Here is a 16490-nt window from a genome sequence, read left to right as displayed (position 1 = left end):
GGACGCGACTAGACCAGCACCACGCCCTCGGCGACGCCGACGGCTCGAAGGTCCCGGTACCAGCGCTCGACCGGGTGTTCCTTGGTGAAGCCGTGACCGCCGAGCAGCTGCACGCCGTCCAGGCCGATCTGCATGCCCTTGTCGGTGGCCAGCTTGCGGGCCAGCGCCGCCTCGCGAGCGAACGACAGACCCTGTTCGGCGCGCGACGCACCCCGCAGCGTCACGAGGCGCAGGCCGTCGAGCTCGATCGCCATGTTGGCCACCATGAACGCGACCGCCTGGCGGTGCGAGATGGGCTCGCCGAACGCCTCGCGCTCGTTCACGTACGGGATCACGTAGTCGAGCACGGCCTGGCCGGTACCGATCGCCAGCGACGCCCAGCCCAGCCGCGCGAGCTGCACGGCGTCGGCGTACTCCTCGGCGCGGGCCTTGGCGTCACCGTCACCGAGGACAGCCTCGGCGGGCACGGCCACGTTGTCCAGGATCAGCCGGCCCAGACCCGCGGCGCGCAGACCCATGCTCGGGTCGGCCTCCACCGACAGGCCCGCGGTGTCGGACTCGACGATGAACAGCGCGGGGCGCCCGTCGAGTTCGGCGGCCACGACGAACAGCTCGGCATCGGCGGCGGCCGGGACCAGGCTCTTCACGCCGTTGAGGCGGAAGCCGCTGGGGGAGCGGGTGGCCTTGGTCTGCAGGGCGAACGGATCGAACAGCGCGCGCGGCTCGGCGATCACGACGGAGGCCTGCGGCACGTTCTCGCCGGTGAAGGCGGGCAGGTAGGTCTGCTGCTGGGCGTCGGAGCCCCACTGCGACAGCGCGACGGCCACGCCGCTCGGCGCGAGGATCGGCAGCGCCAGACCCATGTCACCGTGCGAAAGGGCCTCGGCGACCAGGGAATTGGTGACGGCGCCACGCTCGCTCGCCGCGCCTTCCAGTTCCTCGGGCACGTTGATCAGGGTGATGCCGAGTTCGGCGGCGCGCTCGAGCAGGTCGCGCGGCGCCTTCGCCGCGTTGTCGGCGTCGTAGGCGGCCGGGCGCAGGATCTCGCCGGCGAAGTCCTTCACGGTCTCGACGATCATCTGCTGCTCGTCGGACGGGGTGAGGTCGAAGTAGTCCTTGGTCTTGGCCTCGTTGTAGGGCAGCCGCTTGGGCTGGCCGCCGCCGGTGACCTTGGCGAAGGAACGGGTGGCCGCGCCCAGCGTCCGGAAACCGGTCTTGGTGCCCTCGTAGGCGACGCGATCGATGGGCTTGCGCAGGTTGTACTTCTCGGCGAGCTCCGACCCGGTAATGGTCGTCAAAGCGCGCATCGCGGCGCCCATCCAGTCCCGCTTGGGCTGGCTGAGGCCGACCGCGGACGTGTCGTTCGGACGTCGCTTCGTCGCGCTGTCTCGAGTGCTCATCATCACCTGATTTCCTCGGCTGTCGGGGCGCTTGTGACCCCAGCTATCTTACTCCTCGGTAAGACTATCTTACTCTGGAGTAAGAAGCTCGTCGACGCCAGCGAAATCCGCGAATCCGTGTCAGTCTGGACGAGTGACCGTGATCGCGTCGGTTTTCGCCGTAGTTCTGCTGGTCACATCCTCGCGCTATGGGTACCACCGGGACGAGATGTACTTCCTGGCCGCAGGTCGCCGCCTGGATTGGGGCTATCCCGACCAACCGCCGCTGACACCCGCGCTGGCGCGTCTGATGGCGGCCGTTGATCCGGATTCGCTCTGGGTCCTGCGTCTACCCGCTCTCGCCGCCGCCACGCTGGTGGTCGTCTGCGCGGGTCTCATGGCCGGGGAACTGGGTGGCGGTCGCGGCGCGCGAGCACTGGCCGCGGGGGCCGTGGCGAGCGCGGCGGTGGTGCAGGGCGCCGGGCACCTGTTCGGGACGACGATCTTCGATCTGGCCGCGTGGTCGCTGATCTGTCTTCTCGTCCTGAAGCTGCTGCGTCCGGCGCCGGACCCGCGGTGGTGGCTGTTGATCGGCATCGTCGTGGGAATCGGCCTGTTGAACAAGGCCCTTCTGATCGTCCCGGTCGCGGCGCTGGCGCTCGGGCTGCTCCTCATCGGTCGTCGAAAACTATTCGCCAACAGGTACTTTCCGCTCGCTGTCGGCCTCGCCGCGCTCCTCGTGCTGCCGTACCTGTGGTGGCAGGCCGGGCACGGGTGGCCCCAATGGGAGCTGAGCCGCGCGATCGCCGGCGGCTCCTCGGGGACCTCGGATTCCCCGATCATGTTCGTACTCCTGCAGTTCGGGCTCTTCGGCCCGCTGCTCGTGCCCCTGTGGATCTACGGAGCATGGCGCCTGTGGCACTCGGCCTACCGCGCGTTCGTGCTGACCTACGGCGCGCTCTTCGTCCTCTTCCTGCTCGCCGGCGGCAAGGCGTACTACCTCGGCGGCATGTACCCGGTGCTCCTCGCCGCCGGGTCGGTGGGCCTCGCGTCGATCCTCGGCGACAAACGAAAGCTCTGGGCGGCAGTAGGTTCGGTGATCGCGCTGAACGCCGCGATGTCGGCGGTGCTCTTCCTGCCGATACTCCCGGTCTCGGACTTGCCCGACTCGCCGGTGCTCGCGGTGAACTACGACGCGGGCGAGACCATCGGCTGGCCCGAGGTCGTCGCCCAGGTGGCGGCGGCCCGCCCACCGGGCGCGGAGATACTCACCGCGAACTACGGCGAAGCGGGCGCGATCGAACGCTACGGCCCCGATTACGGCCTGCCGACGCCGTTTTCAGGTCACAACGCCTATTGGTGGTGGGGCCCGCCTCCTGACTCCGCGACCACGGTCCTGACCGTCGGCATCGACCAAAACCGACTCGCCGAGTTCTGCGCCGCGGTCGAACCCGTCGGCGTCCTGGACAACGGCCTGGACCTCGACAACGACGAACAGGGCGCCCCCCTGACCCTCTGCCGCCCCCGCGCCCCCTGGTCCACCCTCTGGCCGACCCTCCGCGCCCTGGGATGACCTGTCGGACACGTGATCACCACGCTCTCAGGTAAGCATCGGCCGAGAAGCGCACGCCACCACGGCGTGGTGATCACCTGTCCAGATCTAGAGGTTGTGCTTGGTGAGGAAGTCTGTGAGGTGGGTGGCCCAGGGAGCGGGTTGTTCGAGCATGACGACGTGGCCTGCGTCGAGTTCCACATATTCGGCGCCGGGGATCGCGGCCGAGAGGACGCGGGAATTGGCCGGGGCGACGAGTAGATCGGCGGTCGTGTTCACGATCAGGGTCGGCACCGCCACACCCGCGAGGTCGGCGGTCGTGTCGACCGTCTCGACGAGGGCGGCCTGCTGCCTCGTGCCGCCGGGGATCGCGGCTGCCGTTTGGGCGACCATTTCGTCGAGCACGGTCGTGGGCAACGCGTTGACGAACTCCGCCGAGAACCCGGTGAGCAGGACCAGGCGGGCGAAACTCTCGTACGCGCCGCGCGCGAGGAGATCCTGCCAGGCCTGGACCGCGAGCTTGGCGCGGTTGTCGGGCGCCGCGAGACCGGCGGTGAGCACCAGGCCGGTGACTCGCTCCGGGTGCCGGGCGGCCGCGCGCACGGCGACCGCGGTGCCGAGCGAGAAACCGATGATCGTGAAGGTCTGCACGCCGGCGTCGACGGCCGCGGCGACCAGGGCGTCGGCCAGCGCGTCGAGGTCGAGCGGGGTGTCGTCGGCGGGATAGTCGGAGGCGACCACCGTGTGGTCGGCGGCCAGCAGGGGGAGGATGCCGCCGAAATTGCTGTCGATGGAGCCGCCCGCGCCGTGCGCGAGCACGATGCCGGGGCCGGAGCCGTGGACGGTGGTCTGCAGGGGAATCGTTGCCATGGGACGGAGGTTAGGGATTCACATGGGTGTCAAGGTCAAGGCGAACGTGCGGGTGATCACATGCTGATCGGCGAACTCGCGCACCGCACCGGCGTCAGCACGCGGCTGCTGCGCTACTACGAGGAACAGGGTCTGCTCCAGCCGCGTCGCGACCCGAACGGGTATCGCAGCTACGCCGACACGGCGCCGCGGGTCGTGGCGAAGATCCGTGAGCTGCTCGCCGCCGGACTCACCACCGACGACATCGCCCATCTCCTGCCGTGCGCCGAATCCGACGGGCCGGTGCAGGCGTGCGAGATGTCGGTGCGGATCATGTCCGAGCGCAACGCCGAGCTCGATCGGCGGATCGCCGACCTGGACCGTCAGCGCCTCGAACTCACCGCCCAGCTCGGCGCCTCACTCGCGACGAGGGCGGAGACCCGATAGCGGGTCCCCGCCCTCGCGGCGCATCGAGCCGGAGCTACTCCCGTACGTAGAAGCGCAGGGTGAGATAGGCGGTGACCGCGGCGAAGACGATGCCGATCGGCGCGATCGTCAACGCCACGACCGCGATGTCGTCGCCGGTGATCCGCGGGAAGACATTGCTGTCGAACAGCGGGCCCAGCGCCCGATCGATCACCAGCGGCCTGGCGATGACCAGCCCGAGGATCGCCAGCACCGAGCCGACGAACGCCGCCGCCACCGCCTCCAGGAGGAACGGCAGCTGGGTGTACCAGCGCGTCGCGCCGACCAGCCGCATGATGCCGACCTCGGTGCGCCGCGTGTACGCGGCGATCTGCACCATGTTCAGCACCAGCAGCATCGCCGCGAGCGCCATCACCAGCGCCAGCCCGAACGCGGCGTTGCGCAAGCCGTCGAACAGGCTCACCAGCCGGTCGACGAACTCCTTGTCGTTGGCGACGATCCGCACGCCCTGCCTGGTCGCGAAGCTGTCGTAGATGTGCTGGTACTGCTCGGCGTCGGTCATCTTCACCCGCAGCGAGGCGGGCAGCGGCGAATCGGCGATGTACTGCACCATCTCCGGCTGATCGGCGAACAGTTCCTTGGCCTCCTCCAGCGCGTCGGCGCGGTTGAGGAACTGCACGCTCTCCACGCCGGAGGTGCCCTTGAGGTCGGCCAGCAGCGACTTGCACGGCTCGGCGGCGCAGTCGGGATCGCTCTCGGAGACCGCGTCGTCGAGGTAGAACCGCACCTCGAGCCTGCCGATGAAGAAGTTCTCGGTCTTGTCGGCCATCCGCACCGACAGCATGCCGCCGCCGAGCATCATCAGCGAGACCGCGGTGGTCAGGATCATCGCGATGGTCATCGTCAGGTTGCGGCGCAGACCGTCGACGACCTCGGTGAACAGGAAACTCAGTCGCATTATCGCCCCACCCCGTAGACACCGGTCGCCTCGTCACGCACGAGTCTGCCGTGGTCGAGTTCCACCACCCGCCTGCGCATCGAGTCGACGATGTGGTTGTCGTGGGTGGCCATCAGCACGGTCGTGCCGGTGCGGTTGATCCGTTCCAGCAGCGACATGATGTCGGCACTGGTGTCGGGATCGAGGTTGCCGGTCGGCTCGTCGGCGAGCAGGACCAGCGGCCGGTTGACGAACGCGCGCGCGATCGCGACCCGCTGTTGCTCACCACCGGAGAGCTCCGAGGGCAGCCGGTTGCCCTTGCCGCCGAGCCCGACCATGTCGAGCACCTCGGGCACGGTCCGCTCGATGAACTGACGTCGCTTGCCGATCACCTCGAGCGCGAAGGCCACGTTCTGCTCCACGGTCTTCTGCTGGAGCAGACGGAAATCCTGGAAGACGCACCCGATGCGCTGTCGCAGCTTCGGTACCTTGCGCCCCGGCAACCGGTCGACGCGGAAATCGGCGACCCGTATCTCGCCCGCCGTCGGCGTCTCCTCCTTGAGCAGCAGTCGCATGAAGGTCGACTTCCCCGAACCGGACGGGCCGATGATGAAGACGAATTCGCCCTTGTCCACCTCGACGGAGACATTGTCCAGCGCGGGTCGCGTCGACGTCTTGTACGACTTTGTCACGTTGCGCATGGTGATCACGGGGAGCCAGTGTAGCCAGCGGCCATGCCCGTGACCTGGCCGCGACGGTGTCGGCGAGGCGCGGGTCGTGTCTAGGGCGCGGGGTTCACCCAGGTCGGGACGGCATTGAGCAGCGACACCGGCCCGGCGTCCTTGGCCTCGGTGGGTTTGACGAACACATAGACGACGAACGTGGACACCCAGGTGGCCATGAGAATCGCCGTGGACTTACGCAGATTCACCGACTTGCGGAGATCCACCGTCTTACGAAGTTTCACTGATTCCTTCCTTACGCAGGGCGGCCGCGACGCGCACCCGCAGCTCGCGCCCCACCTCGAACTGCTTGCCCGGCAATGTGCGGGCAACCATCCGGATGTTCATCACATCGAGGGACAGATCCTCCACACCCATCACCGACGGCTCGTCGAGCAGCAGGGGCTTGAGCCTGCGGTCCTGATAGGCCTTGGTGCAGACCTCGTGCAGCACCTCGTTGATCTTGGTGATGTCGGCCTGCGCCGACACCGGCACGTCGATCGCGGCGCGCGCCCAATCCTTCGACAGATTGGTCACTTTCACGATCTGCCCGTTCGGGACGGTGATGACCTCGCCGTCGGAGTTGCGCAGCGTGGTGATGCGCAACGTCACGTCCTCGACGGTGCCCTCGGCCGGATCGGCCGAACCGGTGACCGCGATCTGCACCACGTCACCGAAGCCGTACTGGCGTTCGGTGATGAGGAAGAACCCGGCCAGGATGTCCTGGACGATGCGCTGGGCGCCGAAACCCAGCGCGGCGCCGAGCACCGCCGCCGGGGCGACCAGGCCCGTCACCGCGAAACCGAGCCTGCGCAGCACCTCCATGCCGACCAGCACGTAGACGATGGTCAGCACCACCCAGGTGATCACCTGCGCCAGGGCGTGCCGGTGCTTGGCCGCCTCGGTGCGGACCAGCGCGTCGCTCGAGTGGAAACCCGCGTCGATCTTGGTGGTCACCCGGTCGCGGACGAAGGCGGCGAAGCGGCCGAACAACACCGCGCCGACCACCAGCAGCACGATCTCGAGGCCGCTGGAACGCAGCCAGCCGGTGATCTCCGGGGCGGTGTTGATCGCGAGGACGCCGCTCACCGCGTCGACCCGGCCGGGCGTGGACGGGGCTGGCGCTGGCACAGTTCCGGTTCGTTCGAACACACACCAGAAAGGTTACAGCGCGGTCACGGTGCCCGGTCAAACGCGAGGAGTGTCACACCGGGCGAGCGAACAGGTGGCTACGCGTCGGCCTGTTCCCGCATGCGCCAACGGATTCCGGATTCGATGAAGCCGTCGATGTCGCCGTCGAGCACGGCCGAGGGGTTGTTGACCTCATAGTTGGTGCGCAGGTCCTTCACCATCTGATACGGGTGCAGGACATAGGAACGCATCTGGTTGCCCCACGACGCGCCCTCGTTGGTCTTGAGCGCGTCCATCTGCGCGCGCTCTTCCTGGCGCTTGCGCTCGAGCAGCTTGGCCTGCAGCACGCGCATGGCCGAGATCTTGTTCTGCAGCTGCGATTTCTCGTTCTGACAGGTCACCACGATGCCGGTGGGGATGTGCGTCAGGCGGACCGCGGAGTCGGTGGTGTTGACCGACTGGCCGCCGGGGCCGGACGAGCGGTACACGTCGACGCGCACGTCGCCGTCCGGGATCTCGATGTGGTCGGTGGTCTCGACCACCGGCAGCACCTCGACCTCGGCGAAGGAGGTCTGGCGGCGGCCCTGGTTGTCGAACGGGCTGATCCGCACGAGGCGGTGCGTGCCCATCTCCACCGACAGCGTGCCGTAGGCGTAGGGCGACTTCACCGCGAAGGTGGCGGACTTGATCCCGGCCTCTTCGGCGTAGGAGGTGTCGTAGACCTCGACGGTGTACTTGTGCCGCTCGGCCCAGCGGATGTACATGCGCATCAGCATCTGGGCCCAGTCCGCGGCGTCGACGCCACCGGCGCCGGAGCGGATGTTGACCAGCGCGTCGCGCTTGTCGTACTCGCCGGAGAGCAGCGTGCGCACCTCCATCGCCTCGATGTCGACGCGCAGGGTGGCCCGCTCGGCGTCGGCGTCGGCGGTGGCCTCCGCGGCGGCGGCGCCCTCCTCGGCCTCGGCCAGTTCGTAGAGCACCGGCAGATCTTCGAGGCGCTGACGCAGTTCCTCCACCCGGCGCAGTTCGCTCTGGGCGTGCGAGAGCTCGCTGGTCACCTGCTGGGCGTGGTCCTGGTTGTTCCACAGCTCGGGGTCGGCCGCCTGGTGCTCGAGCTCGTCGATGCGACGGCGTAGCTCCTCGACATCGAGAACCGACTCGACCGTCTTGAGCGTGGTGTCGAGTTCGGCGAGATCGGCGATAACGTCAGGATGCACGATGTCCAAGGTTACCGGTCGCCTCCGACACCGCGAAACACGCGCCCCGCAGGTCAGCTCGCGATGGCGCGCAAGCCACCGGGGTGACGCCCGACGAGGCGGTCCAGCGCGGTCGCGCTCGCCTCGTCGGCGGGCAGCAGCACGTACAGGGATTGGTCGTCGTCGATGGACAGATCCAGCGACTCGTAGGCCAGCCGCAGCGTGCCCGCCTCGGGATGGCTGATCCGGTTGATCCCGCCCGACGGCGGCAGCCCCGGCAGCGCGGCCAGCCGGTCGGTGAACGGGGTGCCCGCGGTGACGGTGAGCTCGTCGACCAGCGCGGCCACCAGCGGATCGGCGCGATACGGGCCCTGCTTGAGCGAGGCGACCAGCTTGTCGGCGGCGTCGTCCCAGTCCGGATACAGCTCGCGCGCGCCGGGATGGGTGAACACGAAGCGGGCCAGATTGGCGGGTTCGCCCTGCTCGAACAGGCCGCTGGGCGACATCAGCTTGCGATAGCCCTCGGTGCAGGCGAGTACCTCGGTGAACCGGTTGGTGATCGCGGCGGGCGCCGGATCCAGCTGCGCGAGGATGGCGCGCACCGTCGGGCGGACGGTGCGGTTGGGCCCGTTCTCGGCGGCGCCGCAGCTGAACCCCGACACGCCCTTGGTGAGCTGGTGCAGGTGCACGCGCTCGCGCGGGCTCAACCGCAGCGTGTCGGCCAGCGCGGAGAGCACCGGCGGCGAGGGATGCCGGTCGCGGCCCTGTTCGAGCCGGATCAGGTACTCCACGCTCACCCCGGCCAGCATCGCGACCTCGGCGCGGCGCAGGCCGGGCGTGCGCCTGCGCGGGCCCGCGGGCAGGCCGACCTCGGCCGGCGAGACCGCCTCGCGGCGCGTACGCAGGAACAGCCCGAGTTCGTTGTCGCTCACCCGTTCGACGGTACCCAGTGCGGCGCGCCGGAGAGTGGCCGTGGCACTACCACTCTCCGCGTGGTCTCCCTGCCCGGCTCGCGGGCCGCGAAGGTTGACGCATCGGCCGAGGGGCCGAGCAACGACAGAGGAGACGACATGTCCGCACAGCCACTGAAGCTCGCGATCATCATCGGCAGCGTCCGTGAGGGCCGGTTCGGTCCGGTGGTCGCGAACTGGATCGCCGAACAGGTCGACGATCGCTTCGACGTCGACATCATCGACCTGGCCGAGGCCGAACTGCCCGCCGCCCTGCCTCCGGTGCCGCCCGCCTTGGACCCCGACATGCCGCGCCCGGCGGGCATGAGCGACCTCACCGAGCGGCTGGCCGCCGCGGACGCCTATCTCGTGGTCACCCCCGACTACAACCGCAGCTACCCGGCCGCCCTGAAATCGGCCATCGACTGGCACTACACCCAGTGGGACGCCAAGACGATCGGCTTCGTCGGTTACAGCGGCGCCTCCGGTGGGCTGCTGGCGATCGAGCACCTGCGGCAGGTGTTCAACGAGCTCAACGCCCACACCGTGCGCAACTACGTCTCCTTCCCGCGCTACTACCTGCTCTTCGACGAGAGCGGGCGGCTGCGCGAACCTGCGGAGTTCGAGGAAGCGGCGCGGGCGATGCTCGACCAGGTGCACTGGTGGGCGAGCGCCCTGGTGACCGCGCGGTCGGCACAGGTGGCCGCCTGACCGGCACGGCGGCGTGACCGATCGTGCTGTCTCGCGTTCGCAGCGAGGCAGGGCCTGCGCGGCGCCGAGAGCTTCGGCCGAGCGGGCAGGTCGCCGCCGAGCTTCGGCCGCACGGGCATGCGGTCTCGCCGCCGCGGGGACGCGGCGCGCGTTCGGCACAGCACTGCCAGGGGCATCGGGCCGCGTGCCAAATAGACTGAGGCGGTGGCTGCTTACTCCGCTGACCTGGACCTCGCCCTGCGACTGGCCGACGAGGCCGACGCGATCTCGAAGGTGCGCTTCGGCGCCGTCGACCTGAAGGTCGACTCGAAGCCGGACCTCACCCCGGTCTCCGACGCCGACCTGGCCGTGGAGCAGGTGATCCGCCGGGTGCTCGGCGCCGAACGCCCCGGCGACGCCGTGCTCGGCGAGGAGTTCGGTGGCGACGCCGAGTTCACCGGCAGGCAGTGGGTGGTCGATCCGATCGACGGCACCAAGAACTTCGTCCGCGGCGTCCCGGTCTGGGCCAGCCTGATCGCCCTGCTCGTCGACGGTGTGCCGGTGGTCGGCGTGGTGAGCGCGCCCGCGCTCGGCAGGCGCTGGTGGGCCGCGGCGGGTTCGGGCGCGTGGGCACAGGTGCACCCGGGCGCCCCGAGGCCGATCACGGTGTCGGCGGTGGGCGACCTGGACTCGGCGAGCCTGGCGTTCTCCAGCCTGTCCGGCTGGCACGAGCGGGGACTGCGAGAGAAGTTCATCGATCTCACCGACGCGGTCTGGCGGGTCCGCGGCTACGGCGACTTCTTCAACTACTGCCTGGTCGCCGAGGGCGCGGTGGACATCGCGGCCGAGCCGGAGGTGTCGCTGTGGGACCTGGCCGCGCTCGACATCCTGGTCCGCGAGGCAGGCGGATCGTTCACCGCCCTGGACGGCCGTCCCGGCCCGCACGGTGGCGACGCGGTCGCGAGCAACGGACTGCTCCACGACGAGGTCCTTACCAGGTTGCGGCCCTGAATTCGGGTTGTCCACATGTGAGGGAATCCCGGTGAACGCCGTCGTCCGGTCTGCCGGACGGGCTGCGTGACCGGCTCGCGCTCGTAGGATGGCCCGGTGAGCAATTCCGGCGCCACAGCACCCGATGTCGAGGACTTCCCGCCCGAGGACTTCCCGCCCGACGACGCGTACCCGTCCGACGGCGGCTACGTCTCCGAGCACGATTTCGACGACACCGGCGGCTTCCACTTCGACGACCTCGCCCCGGCCACCCCCGGCCGCGCGGCGGCGCCCGCCCGTCCCGAGACGGCCGAGGAGGTGTTACGCCGGGTCTTCGGCTACGACAGCTTCCGCGGTGACCAGGCGGCGATCGTCGAGCAGGTCGTCGGCGGGGGTGACGCGCTGGTGCTCATGCCCACCGGCGGCGGCAAATCCCTGTGCTACCAGGTGCCCGCGCTGGTGCGTCCCGGTGTCGGCGTGGTCGTCTCGCCGCTGATCGCGCTCATGCAGGACCAGGTCGACGCGCTCAGCGCCCTCGGTGTGCGGGCGGGCTTCCTCAACTCCACCCAGTCGCCGGATGAGCGCAGGACGGTCGAGGCGCAGTTCGTCGCCGGCGAACTCGATCTGCTGTACCTCGCGCCGGAACGCCTGCGCCTGGAATCGACGCTGCGCCTGCTCGACCGCGGCACGGTGGCGCTGTTCGCGATCGACGAGGCGCACTGTGTGTCGCAGTGGGGCCACGACTTCCGGCCCGACTACCTCGCGCTGTCGCTGCTGCACGAGCGCTGGCCCGAGGTCCCGCGCATCGCGCTCACCGCCACCGCCACCGAGAAGACGCGCGCGGAGATCGTCGAACGGCTCGATCTGGGTACGGCGAAGCAGTTCGTGTCCAGCTTCGACCGCCCGAACATCCAGTACCGCATCGAATCCAAGAACCGGGCCGACCGCCAGCTGCTCGACTTCATCCGCGCCGAACACCCGGGCGACGCGGGCATCGTCTACTGCCTGTCGCGCAATTCGGTGGAGAAGACCGCCGCGATGCTCAACGAGAACGGCGTGCGCGCGGTGCCGTATCACGCGGGCCTGGACAACCGGACCCGCGCGGAGAACCAGGCCAGGTTCCTGCGCGAGGACGGCCTGATCGTGGTGGCCACCATCGCCTTCGGCATGGGCATCGACAAGCCCGATGTACGTTTCGTCGCCCACCTCGACCTGCCCAAGTCGGTGGAGGGCTATTACCAGGAGACCGGTCGCGCCGGTCGCGACGGCCTGCCGTCGACGGCGTGGATGGTCTACGGCCTCAACGACGTTGTCCAGCAGCGGAAGATGATCGACTCGAGCGAAGGCGACGCCGCGCACCGCCGCCAGCTCCAGCTGCACCTGGACGCGATGCTCGCCCTCTGCGAGACGGTCGGCTGCCGCCGCGTCCAGCTGCTGAACTACTTCGGTCAGCCCGGGCAGGCGTGCGGCAACTGCGATGTGTGCCTGAACCCCCCGCAGACCTGGGACGGCACCGTGCCCGCGCAGAAGCTCCTCTCGGCCGTCCTGCGGCTCAAACGGGAACGGGGACAAGCCTTCGGCGCGGGTCACGTCGTCGACATCCTGCTCGGCAAGTCCAACCCGAAGATCACCCAGCACCGGCACAACGAACTGTCGGTGTTCGGGATCGGCACCGATCTGCGCGACACCGAATGGCGCGGCGTGGTCCGCCAACTGCTCGCCGGCGGACTGCTCGCGGTACAGGGCGAATACGGCGTGCTCGCGCTGACCGAGGCAGGCAACGAGGTGTTGTTCGAGGGCAGGAAGGTGCCGATGCGCCGCGAACCCGAGCGCGCGACGCGCCCGGCCCGCGGCGCCAAGACCGCCAAGGCGGCCGTCGACCTGCCCGCCACCGACCTGCCGCTGTTCGAGCGGTTGCGGGCGTGGCGCGCGGCCACGGCGAAGGAACAGGGCGTGCCGGCCTACGTGGTGTTCCACGACGCGACCCTGCGGGAAATCGTTGCGCGCAAACCCGGTTCGCTGGCCGAACTCGGCTCCGTCGGCGGCGTGGGAGAGAACAAACTCGCCAAGTACGGCGAGGGGGTGCTGGCCGCCCTGGCCGAGGAGTAGCGGCGGGCGTGGGCGAAAAGGAACCCGCGACGGATCGAGGGGTCGCGCGTTAGTGTCGGTCCCATGGCGAACGGTGAAGGCTCTGACAGTGAACCGTCGGGCGGCGCGAGTTCGGGCGGCGCCGATGCTCCGCTGCCTCCGATGCCGCATCGGCACGCCGATCCCTCCGTCGCCCCTTCCCTGCTCGGCAGCCACCAGGCGGTGACCCATCGCGGCCGTCCCCGCTGGTCGACGATCGCGCTGGTCCTCATCTTCGCCTCGGCCCTCGTGCTGTACCTGGCGCTGCGCTAGGTACGACACGAGCGTCGTGATCCGGTACCTGCGCGGTTCCGGAATGTTTGCGATGCCGCGCCCCAGCATCTGACGGCCGTCCCATGTGACCTGTGGTAACCGCAGGTCGAAGCCCTTCCCGCACTGTGTTTCCCGGCGCACTCTTGGCCTCCTCCGACCGATCGAGCCGATCGGTCCCGGTCCGAGGAGGCGACGGGAATGGTGTGGGTGAACTGGGTGACGCGTGGGGTGTGCGCGGTCTTGACGGCGGCCGGATTCGTCTGTGCCGCACCACAAACCGGCATCGCGGACCCCTCGGTGCCGACCGCGGTCCGCGATCTGCAGCGGGTGCTCACACCCGGCCTGCCCGCCACCTACGGTGGGGAGACCGCGGTGGTGATCCTCGGCTACGGGCTGACCCCGGAGGGCACGATGCGCGCTGAACTGGTCCGCCGGCTCCGCGCCGGGTTCGTGCAGGCGATGTTCGCGCCGTGGTCGCCGATCATCGTCACCGGCGGCAATCCCCGGGCCGGCCTCAGTGAGGCCGACGCGATGGCCGACTGGCTGGTCTCGGCGGGCATCGACCCGGCCCGCATTCTGCGCGAGCCGCACGCCGAGTCGACGGTGGCCAACGCGCGCAACACGGCCGTGCTGATGGCCGAGCACGACCTGCGCTCGGCGGTGCTGGTCACCTCGAGCGATCACGTCGACCGGGCCAGGGCGGCCTTCGACGCCGCCGGCGTCAGCGTTGTCGGCCAGCTGACCCCGGACCTGACGCCGTGGCCGAGCCTGCCGTTGCGGATCGATCAGTTCGGTCCCGCACTCCCGCCTGCCTAGCCGGAACGGTGCGGTCCTGTGACCGCACACAAGGTTTCGTCATGTGCGGTCCCGAAGCCGCGACCAGCGCCCATGGTTGGCACAGGGGACCCGTCCGCAACACCGAGGTGACAATTCATGACGCTGCAGCTGACCGACCGCGACATCCTGGCCGAGCTCGAACCGACCGCCGAAGCCAACCTCAACGACCACCTGGCCAAGGCCAAGGACTGGCACCCGCACGACTACGTGCCGTGGGACGAGGGCCGCAACTTCGCCGCGATGGGCGGGATCGACTGGGATCCCGAGCAGTCCCGGCTCAGCGACGTCGCCAAGGCGGCGATGATCACCAATCTGCTCACCGAGGACAACCTGCCCTCCTACCACCGCGAACTGGCCGACACCTTCGGCTTCGACAACGCGTGGGGCACCTGGGTCGGCCGTTGGACCGCCGAGGAGAACCGGCACGGCATCGTCATGCGCGACTACCTCGTCGTCACCCGCGCGGTCGACCCGGTCGCGCTGGAGGAAGCCAGGATGGCCCACATGACCGCGGGCATCGCCAAGCCGGAGAAGGGTTCGCAGTTCCTCAAGGGCGTCGCCTACGTCACCTTCCAGGAACTGGCCACCCGGATCAGTCACCGCAACACCGGACGCGTGTGCGACGACCCGATCGCCGACCGCATGCTCGCCCGCATCGCGACCGACGAGAACCTGCACATGATCTTCTATCGCAAGCTCTGCGCCGCCGCGCTCGACCTCACCCCCGACGCGAGCATGCGCGCGATCACCGACGTGGTCTTGCAGTTCCAGATGCCCGGGCTCAATCAGCCCAATTTCCGCCGCAACGCCGTGCTGCTGGCCAAGCACGGCATCTACGACCTGCGCCAGCACCTCGATGTGGTGCTCGCGCCCGTGCTGCGCACCTGGCGGGTCTTCGAACGCTCCGACTTCGGCGCCGAGGGCGAACGTGCCCGCGACGAACTGCACACCTACCTGCTCGACTTGGAGATCAAGGCAGCCCGCTTCGAGGAACAGCGCGACCGCGCACTGGCCCGCGCCGCCGAACGCGCGGCGAGCTGAGGGTGCGCCGGTCCTCGGAATAAACGAGTGGCGCGGTCACTTAGAGTTGACCGTTATGAAGGAAAAGGGCAGGAAGGTCATCGCGACCAACCGCCGCGCGCGGCACAACTACACGATCCTCGACACCTATGAGGCGGGGATCGCGCTGGTCGGCACCGAGGTGAAGAGCCTGCGCGAGGGCAAGGCGTCGCTGGTCGACGCCTTCGCGACCGTCGACAACGGCGAGGTGTGGCTGCGCGGCCTGCACATTCCGGAGTTCAGCCACGGCACCTGGACCAACCACTCGCCGCGGCGCACCCGCAAGCTGCTGCTGCACAAGCGCGAGATCGAGCACCTGGTCGGCAAGTCCAGGGAGGGCAACCAGACGCTGGTGCCGCTGTCGATGTACTTCTCCGACGGCAAGGTGAAGGTGGAACTCGCCCTCGCCAAGGGCAAGCAGGACTACGACAAGCGCCAGGACCTCGCCCGCAGGCAGGCCGAGCGTGAGGTCACGCGCGAGATCGGTCGGCGGGTCAAAGGCATGCGTTGATCTCGGTCCTGCTCGCCCTGGTGGCGGCGACGGGATACGGGGTCAGCGATTTCTTCGGCGGGATCGCCGCGCGACGGGTCACCGCGTTGCGGGTGGTCGTCGTCTCGTATCCGTTCTCGGTGCTGCTTGTCCTGCTGATCGCGCCGCTGGTCGGCGGCCACGCCGACCCGGCGTCGATGCTGTGGGGTCTGGCCGCCGGCGTGGCGAGCGGGCTGGCGGTGTGGTGGTTCTACGCCGCGCTCGCCGACGGGCCGATGGCGGTGGTGTCGCCGGTGACGGCGGTGCTGGTCGCCGGGATTCCGGTGATCGCGGGGTTCTTCCTCGGCGAGCGGCCGGGCCCGCTGGCCGTCATCGGGATCGCGTTGGCGCTGGTCGCGGTCGTGCTGGTCAGCCGGGAGGCGCCCGACGAGACGACCGAGGAGATCATCGGCGGCCGTGAGCTGCGCTTCAGCCGCCGGGTCGCGCTGCTCACCATCGGTTCCGGTGCGGCCTTCGGTTTCGCGTTCTACTTCCTGCACGAGACCAGCCCCGACGCCGGCCTGTGGCCGCTGGTCGGCCAGCGCGCCGCGGCCACCGCGGTGGTGTGGACCTCGGCGCTGGCCGCCGGCCAGTTCCGCGGCCTGCACGGGGAACCGCTGCGGCTCGCGCTGGCCATCGGCGTGCTCGACGTGATCGCCAACGCGGCCCTGCTCTACGCCTTCCACGGCTCGATGCTGTCGGTGGTCAGTGTGATCGGCTCGCTGTATCCGGCGGCGACCGTGCTGCTGGCGATGGTGCTGCTCGGCGAGCGGATCGGGCCCACCCAGAAGGTGGGCATGGTGCTCGCGCTCGCGGCGGTCGGCATGATCGCCGCGAACTGAG

General features: G+C 69.3%; 18 protein-coding genes. 10 read left to right on the top strand and 8 right to left on the bottom strand.

Annotated elements, in window-relative coordinates; genetic code table 11:
• Positions 1-8: 8 nt before the first annotated feature.
• Positions 9-1403: an acyl-CoA dehydrogenase family protein gene (locus DFR69_RS05440; RefSeq protein ID WP_110036334.1), complete on the bottom strand. Its 1395-nt coding sequence runs from the start codon at positions 1401-1403 to the stop codon at positions 9-11.
• 130 nt (positions 1404-1533) lie between these two features.
• Between DFR69_RS05440 and DFR69_RS05435 the strand changes: the two genes are divergently transcribed.
• On the top strand, positions 1534-2952 hold the full coding sequence (locus DFR69_RS05435) for a glycosyltransferase family 39 protein (protein ID WP_110036333.1): 1419 nt from the start codon (positions 1534-1536) through the stop codon (positions 2950-2952).
• 87 nt (positions 2953-3039) lie between these two features.
• Here the strand turns inward: DFR69_RS05435 and DFR69_RS05430 are convergent, their stop codons facing one another.
• Positions 3040-3801, bottom strand: coding sequence for an alpha/beta fold hydrolase (locus tag DFR69_RS05430; RefSeq protein WP_110036332.1), 762 nt, complete (start codon positions 3799-3801; stop codon positions 3040-3042).
• 60 nt (positions 3802-3861) lie between these two features.
• On the opposite strand from DFR69_RS05430, the gene DFR69_RS05425 reads away from it, so the two are divergent.
• Positions 3862-4227, top strand: coding sequence for a MerR family transcriptional regulator (locus DFR69_RS05425; protein WP_110036331.1), 366 nt, complete (start codon positions 3862-3864; stop codon positions 4225-4227).
• A 34-nt stretch (positions 4228-4261) separates the two neighbouring features.
• On the opposite strand, the gene ftsX is transcribed toward DFR69_RS05425, so the two are convergent.
• The 6 genes from ftsX to DFR69_RS05400 form a co-directional block, all read right to left on the bottom strand.
• Positions 4262-5164, bottom strand: a complete 903-nt coding sequence (gene ftsX / locus DFR69_RS05420) for a permease-like cell division protein FtsX (protein WP_110036330.1) — start codon at positions 5162-5164, stop codon at positions 4262-4264.
• The gene (ftsE, locus tag DFR69_RS05415) at positions 5164-5853 is read right to left on the bottom strand and encodes a cell division ATP-binding protein FtsE (protein WP_110036329.1); all 690 of its coding nucleotides are present in this window, start codon (positions 5851-5853) and stop codon (positions 5164-5166) included. Before ftsE ends, ftsX begins: the two co-directional genes overlap by 1 nt.
• Before the next feature lie 71 nt (positions 5854-5924).
• Complete coding sequence (locus tag DFR69_RS33830) at positions 5925-6110, bottom strand: Rv3103c transmembrane domain-containing protein (RefSeq protein ID WP_146229198.1); 186 nt, start codon at positions 6108-6110, stop codon at positions 5925-5927.
• Positions 6097-6954: a mechanosensitive ion channel family protein gene (locus DFR69_RS05410; protein WP_110036328.1), complete on the bottom strand. Its 858-nt coding sequence runs from the start codon at positions 6952-6954 to the stop codon at positions 6097-6099. The genes DFR69_RS33830 and DFR69_RS05410 overlap by 14 nt, the downstream gene beginning before the upstream one ends.
• 140 nt (positions 6955-7094) lie before the next feature.
• Positions 7095-8213 (bottom strand): peptide chain release factor 2, encoded by a 1119-nt coding sequence (gene prfB / locus DFR69_RS05405; RefSeq protein ID WP_110036832.1) that lies wholly within the window; start codon positions 8211-8213, stop codon positions 7095-7097.
• A gap of 53 nt (positions 8214-8266) precedes the next feature.
• Positions 8267-9124: a helix-turn-helix transcriptional regulator gene (locus DFR69_RS05400; protein ID WP_110036327.1), complete on the bottom strand. Its 858-nt coding sequence runs from the start codon at positions 9122-9124 to the stop codon at positions 8267-8269.
• Positions 9125-9262: 138 nt separating this feature from the next.
• Between DFR69_RS05400 and DFR69_RS05395 the strand changes: the two genes are divergently transcribed.
• From DFR69_RS05395 to DFR69_RS05360, 8 genes are all read left to right on the top strand, one after another.
• Complete coding sequence (locus tag DFR69_RS05395; protein WP_110036326.1) at positions 9263-9853, top strand: NADPH-dependent FMN reductase; 591 nt, start codon at positions 9263-9265, stop codon at positions 9851-9853.
• A gap of 204 nt (positions 9854-10057) precedes the next feature.
• Positions 10058-10843, top strand: a complete 786-nt coding sequence (hisN, locus tag DFR69_RS05390; protein ID WP_110036325.1) for a histidinol-phosphatase — start codon at positions 10058-10060, stop codon at positions 10841-10843.
• 96 nt (positions 10844-10939) lie between these two features.
• Positions 10940-12931: a DNA helicase RecQ gene (recQ, locus tag DFR69_RS05385; RefSeq protein ID WP_222596500.1), complete on the top strand. Its 1992-nt coding sequence runs from the start codon at positions 10940-10942 to the stop codon at positions 12929-12931.
• A 63-nt stretch (positions 12932-12994) separates the two neighbouring features.
• A complete protein-coding gene (locus tag DFR69_RS05380) occupies positions 12995-13222 on the top strand; it encodes a WLR motif membrane protein (RefSeq protein WP_110036324.1) in 228 nt (75 codons plus the stop codon).
• Between the two features lie 198 nt (positions 13223-13420).
• Positions 13421-14038, top strand: coding sequence for a YdcF family protein (locus DFR69_RS05375; protein ID WP_110036323.1), 618 nt, complete (start codon positions 13421-13423; stop codon positions 14036-14038).
• Positions 14039-14155: 117 nt separating this feature from the next.
• The gene (locus DFR69_RS05370) at positions 14156-15100 is read left to right on the top strand and encodes an acyl-ACP desaturase (protein WP_110036322.1); all 945 of its coding nucleotides are present in this window, start codon (positions 14156-14158) and stop codon (positions 15098-15100) included.
• A 55-nt stretch (positions 15101-15155) separates the two neighbouring features.
• Positions 15156-15629 carry an SsrA-binding protein SmpB gene (gene smpB, locus DFR69_RS05365; RefSeq protein WP_110036321.1) on the top strand — a complete coding sequence of 158 codons (474 nt, stop codon included), beginning with the start codon at positions 15156-15158 and terminating at the stop codon, positions 15627-15629.
• On the top strand, positions 15626-16489 hold the full coding sequence (locus DFR69_RS05360; protein WP_186817451.1) for a DMT family transporter: 864 nt from the start codon (positions 15626-15628) through the stop codon (positions 16487-16489). The genes smpB and DFR69_RS05360 overlap by 4 nt, the downstream gene beginning before the upstream one ends.
• The last annotated feature ends 1 nt before the right edge of the window (position 16490 follow it).

Origin of the sequence: Nocardia neocaledoniensis, assembly GCF_003182135.1 — a bacterium.
GTDB classification, from domain to species: domain Bacteria; phylum Actinomycetota; class Actinomycetes; order Mycobacteriales; family Mycobacteriaceae; genus Nocardia; species Nocardia neocaledoniensis.
This window is presented reverse-complemented; position numbering and strand designations above follow the sequence as displayed.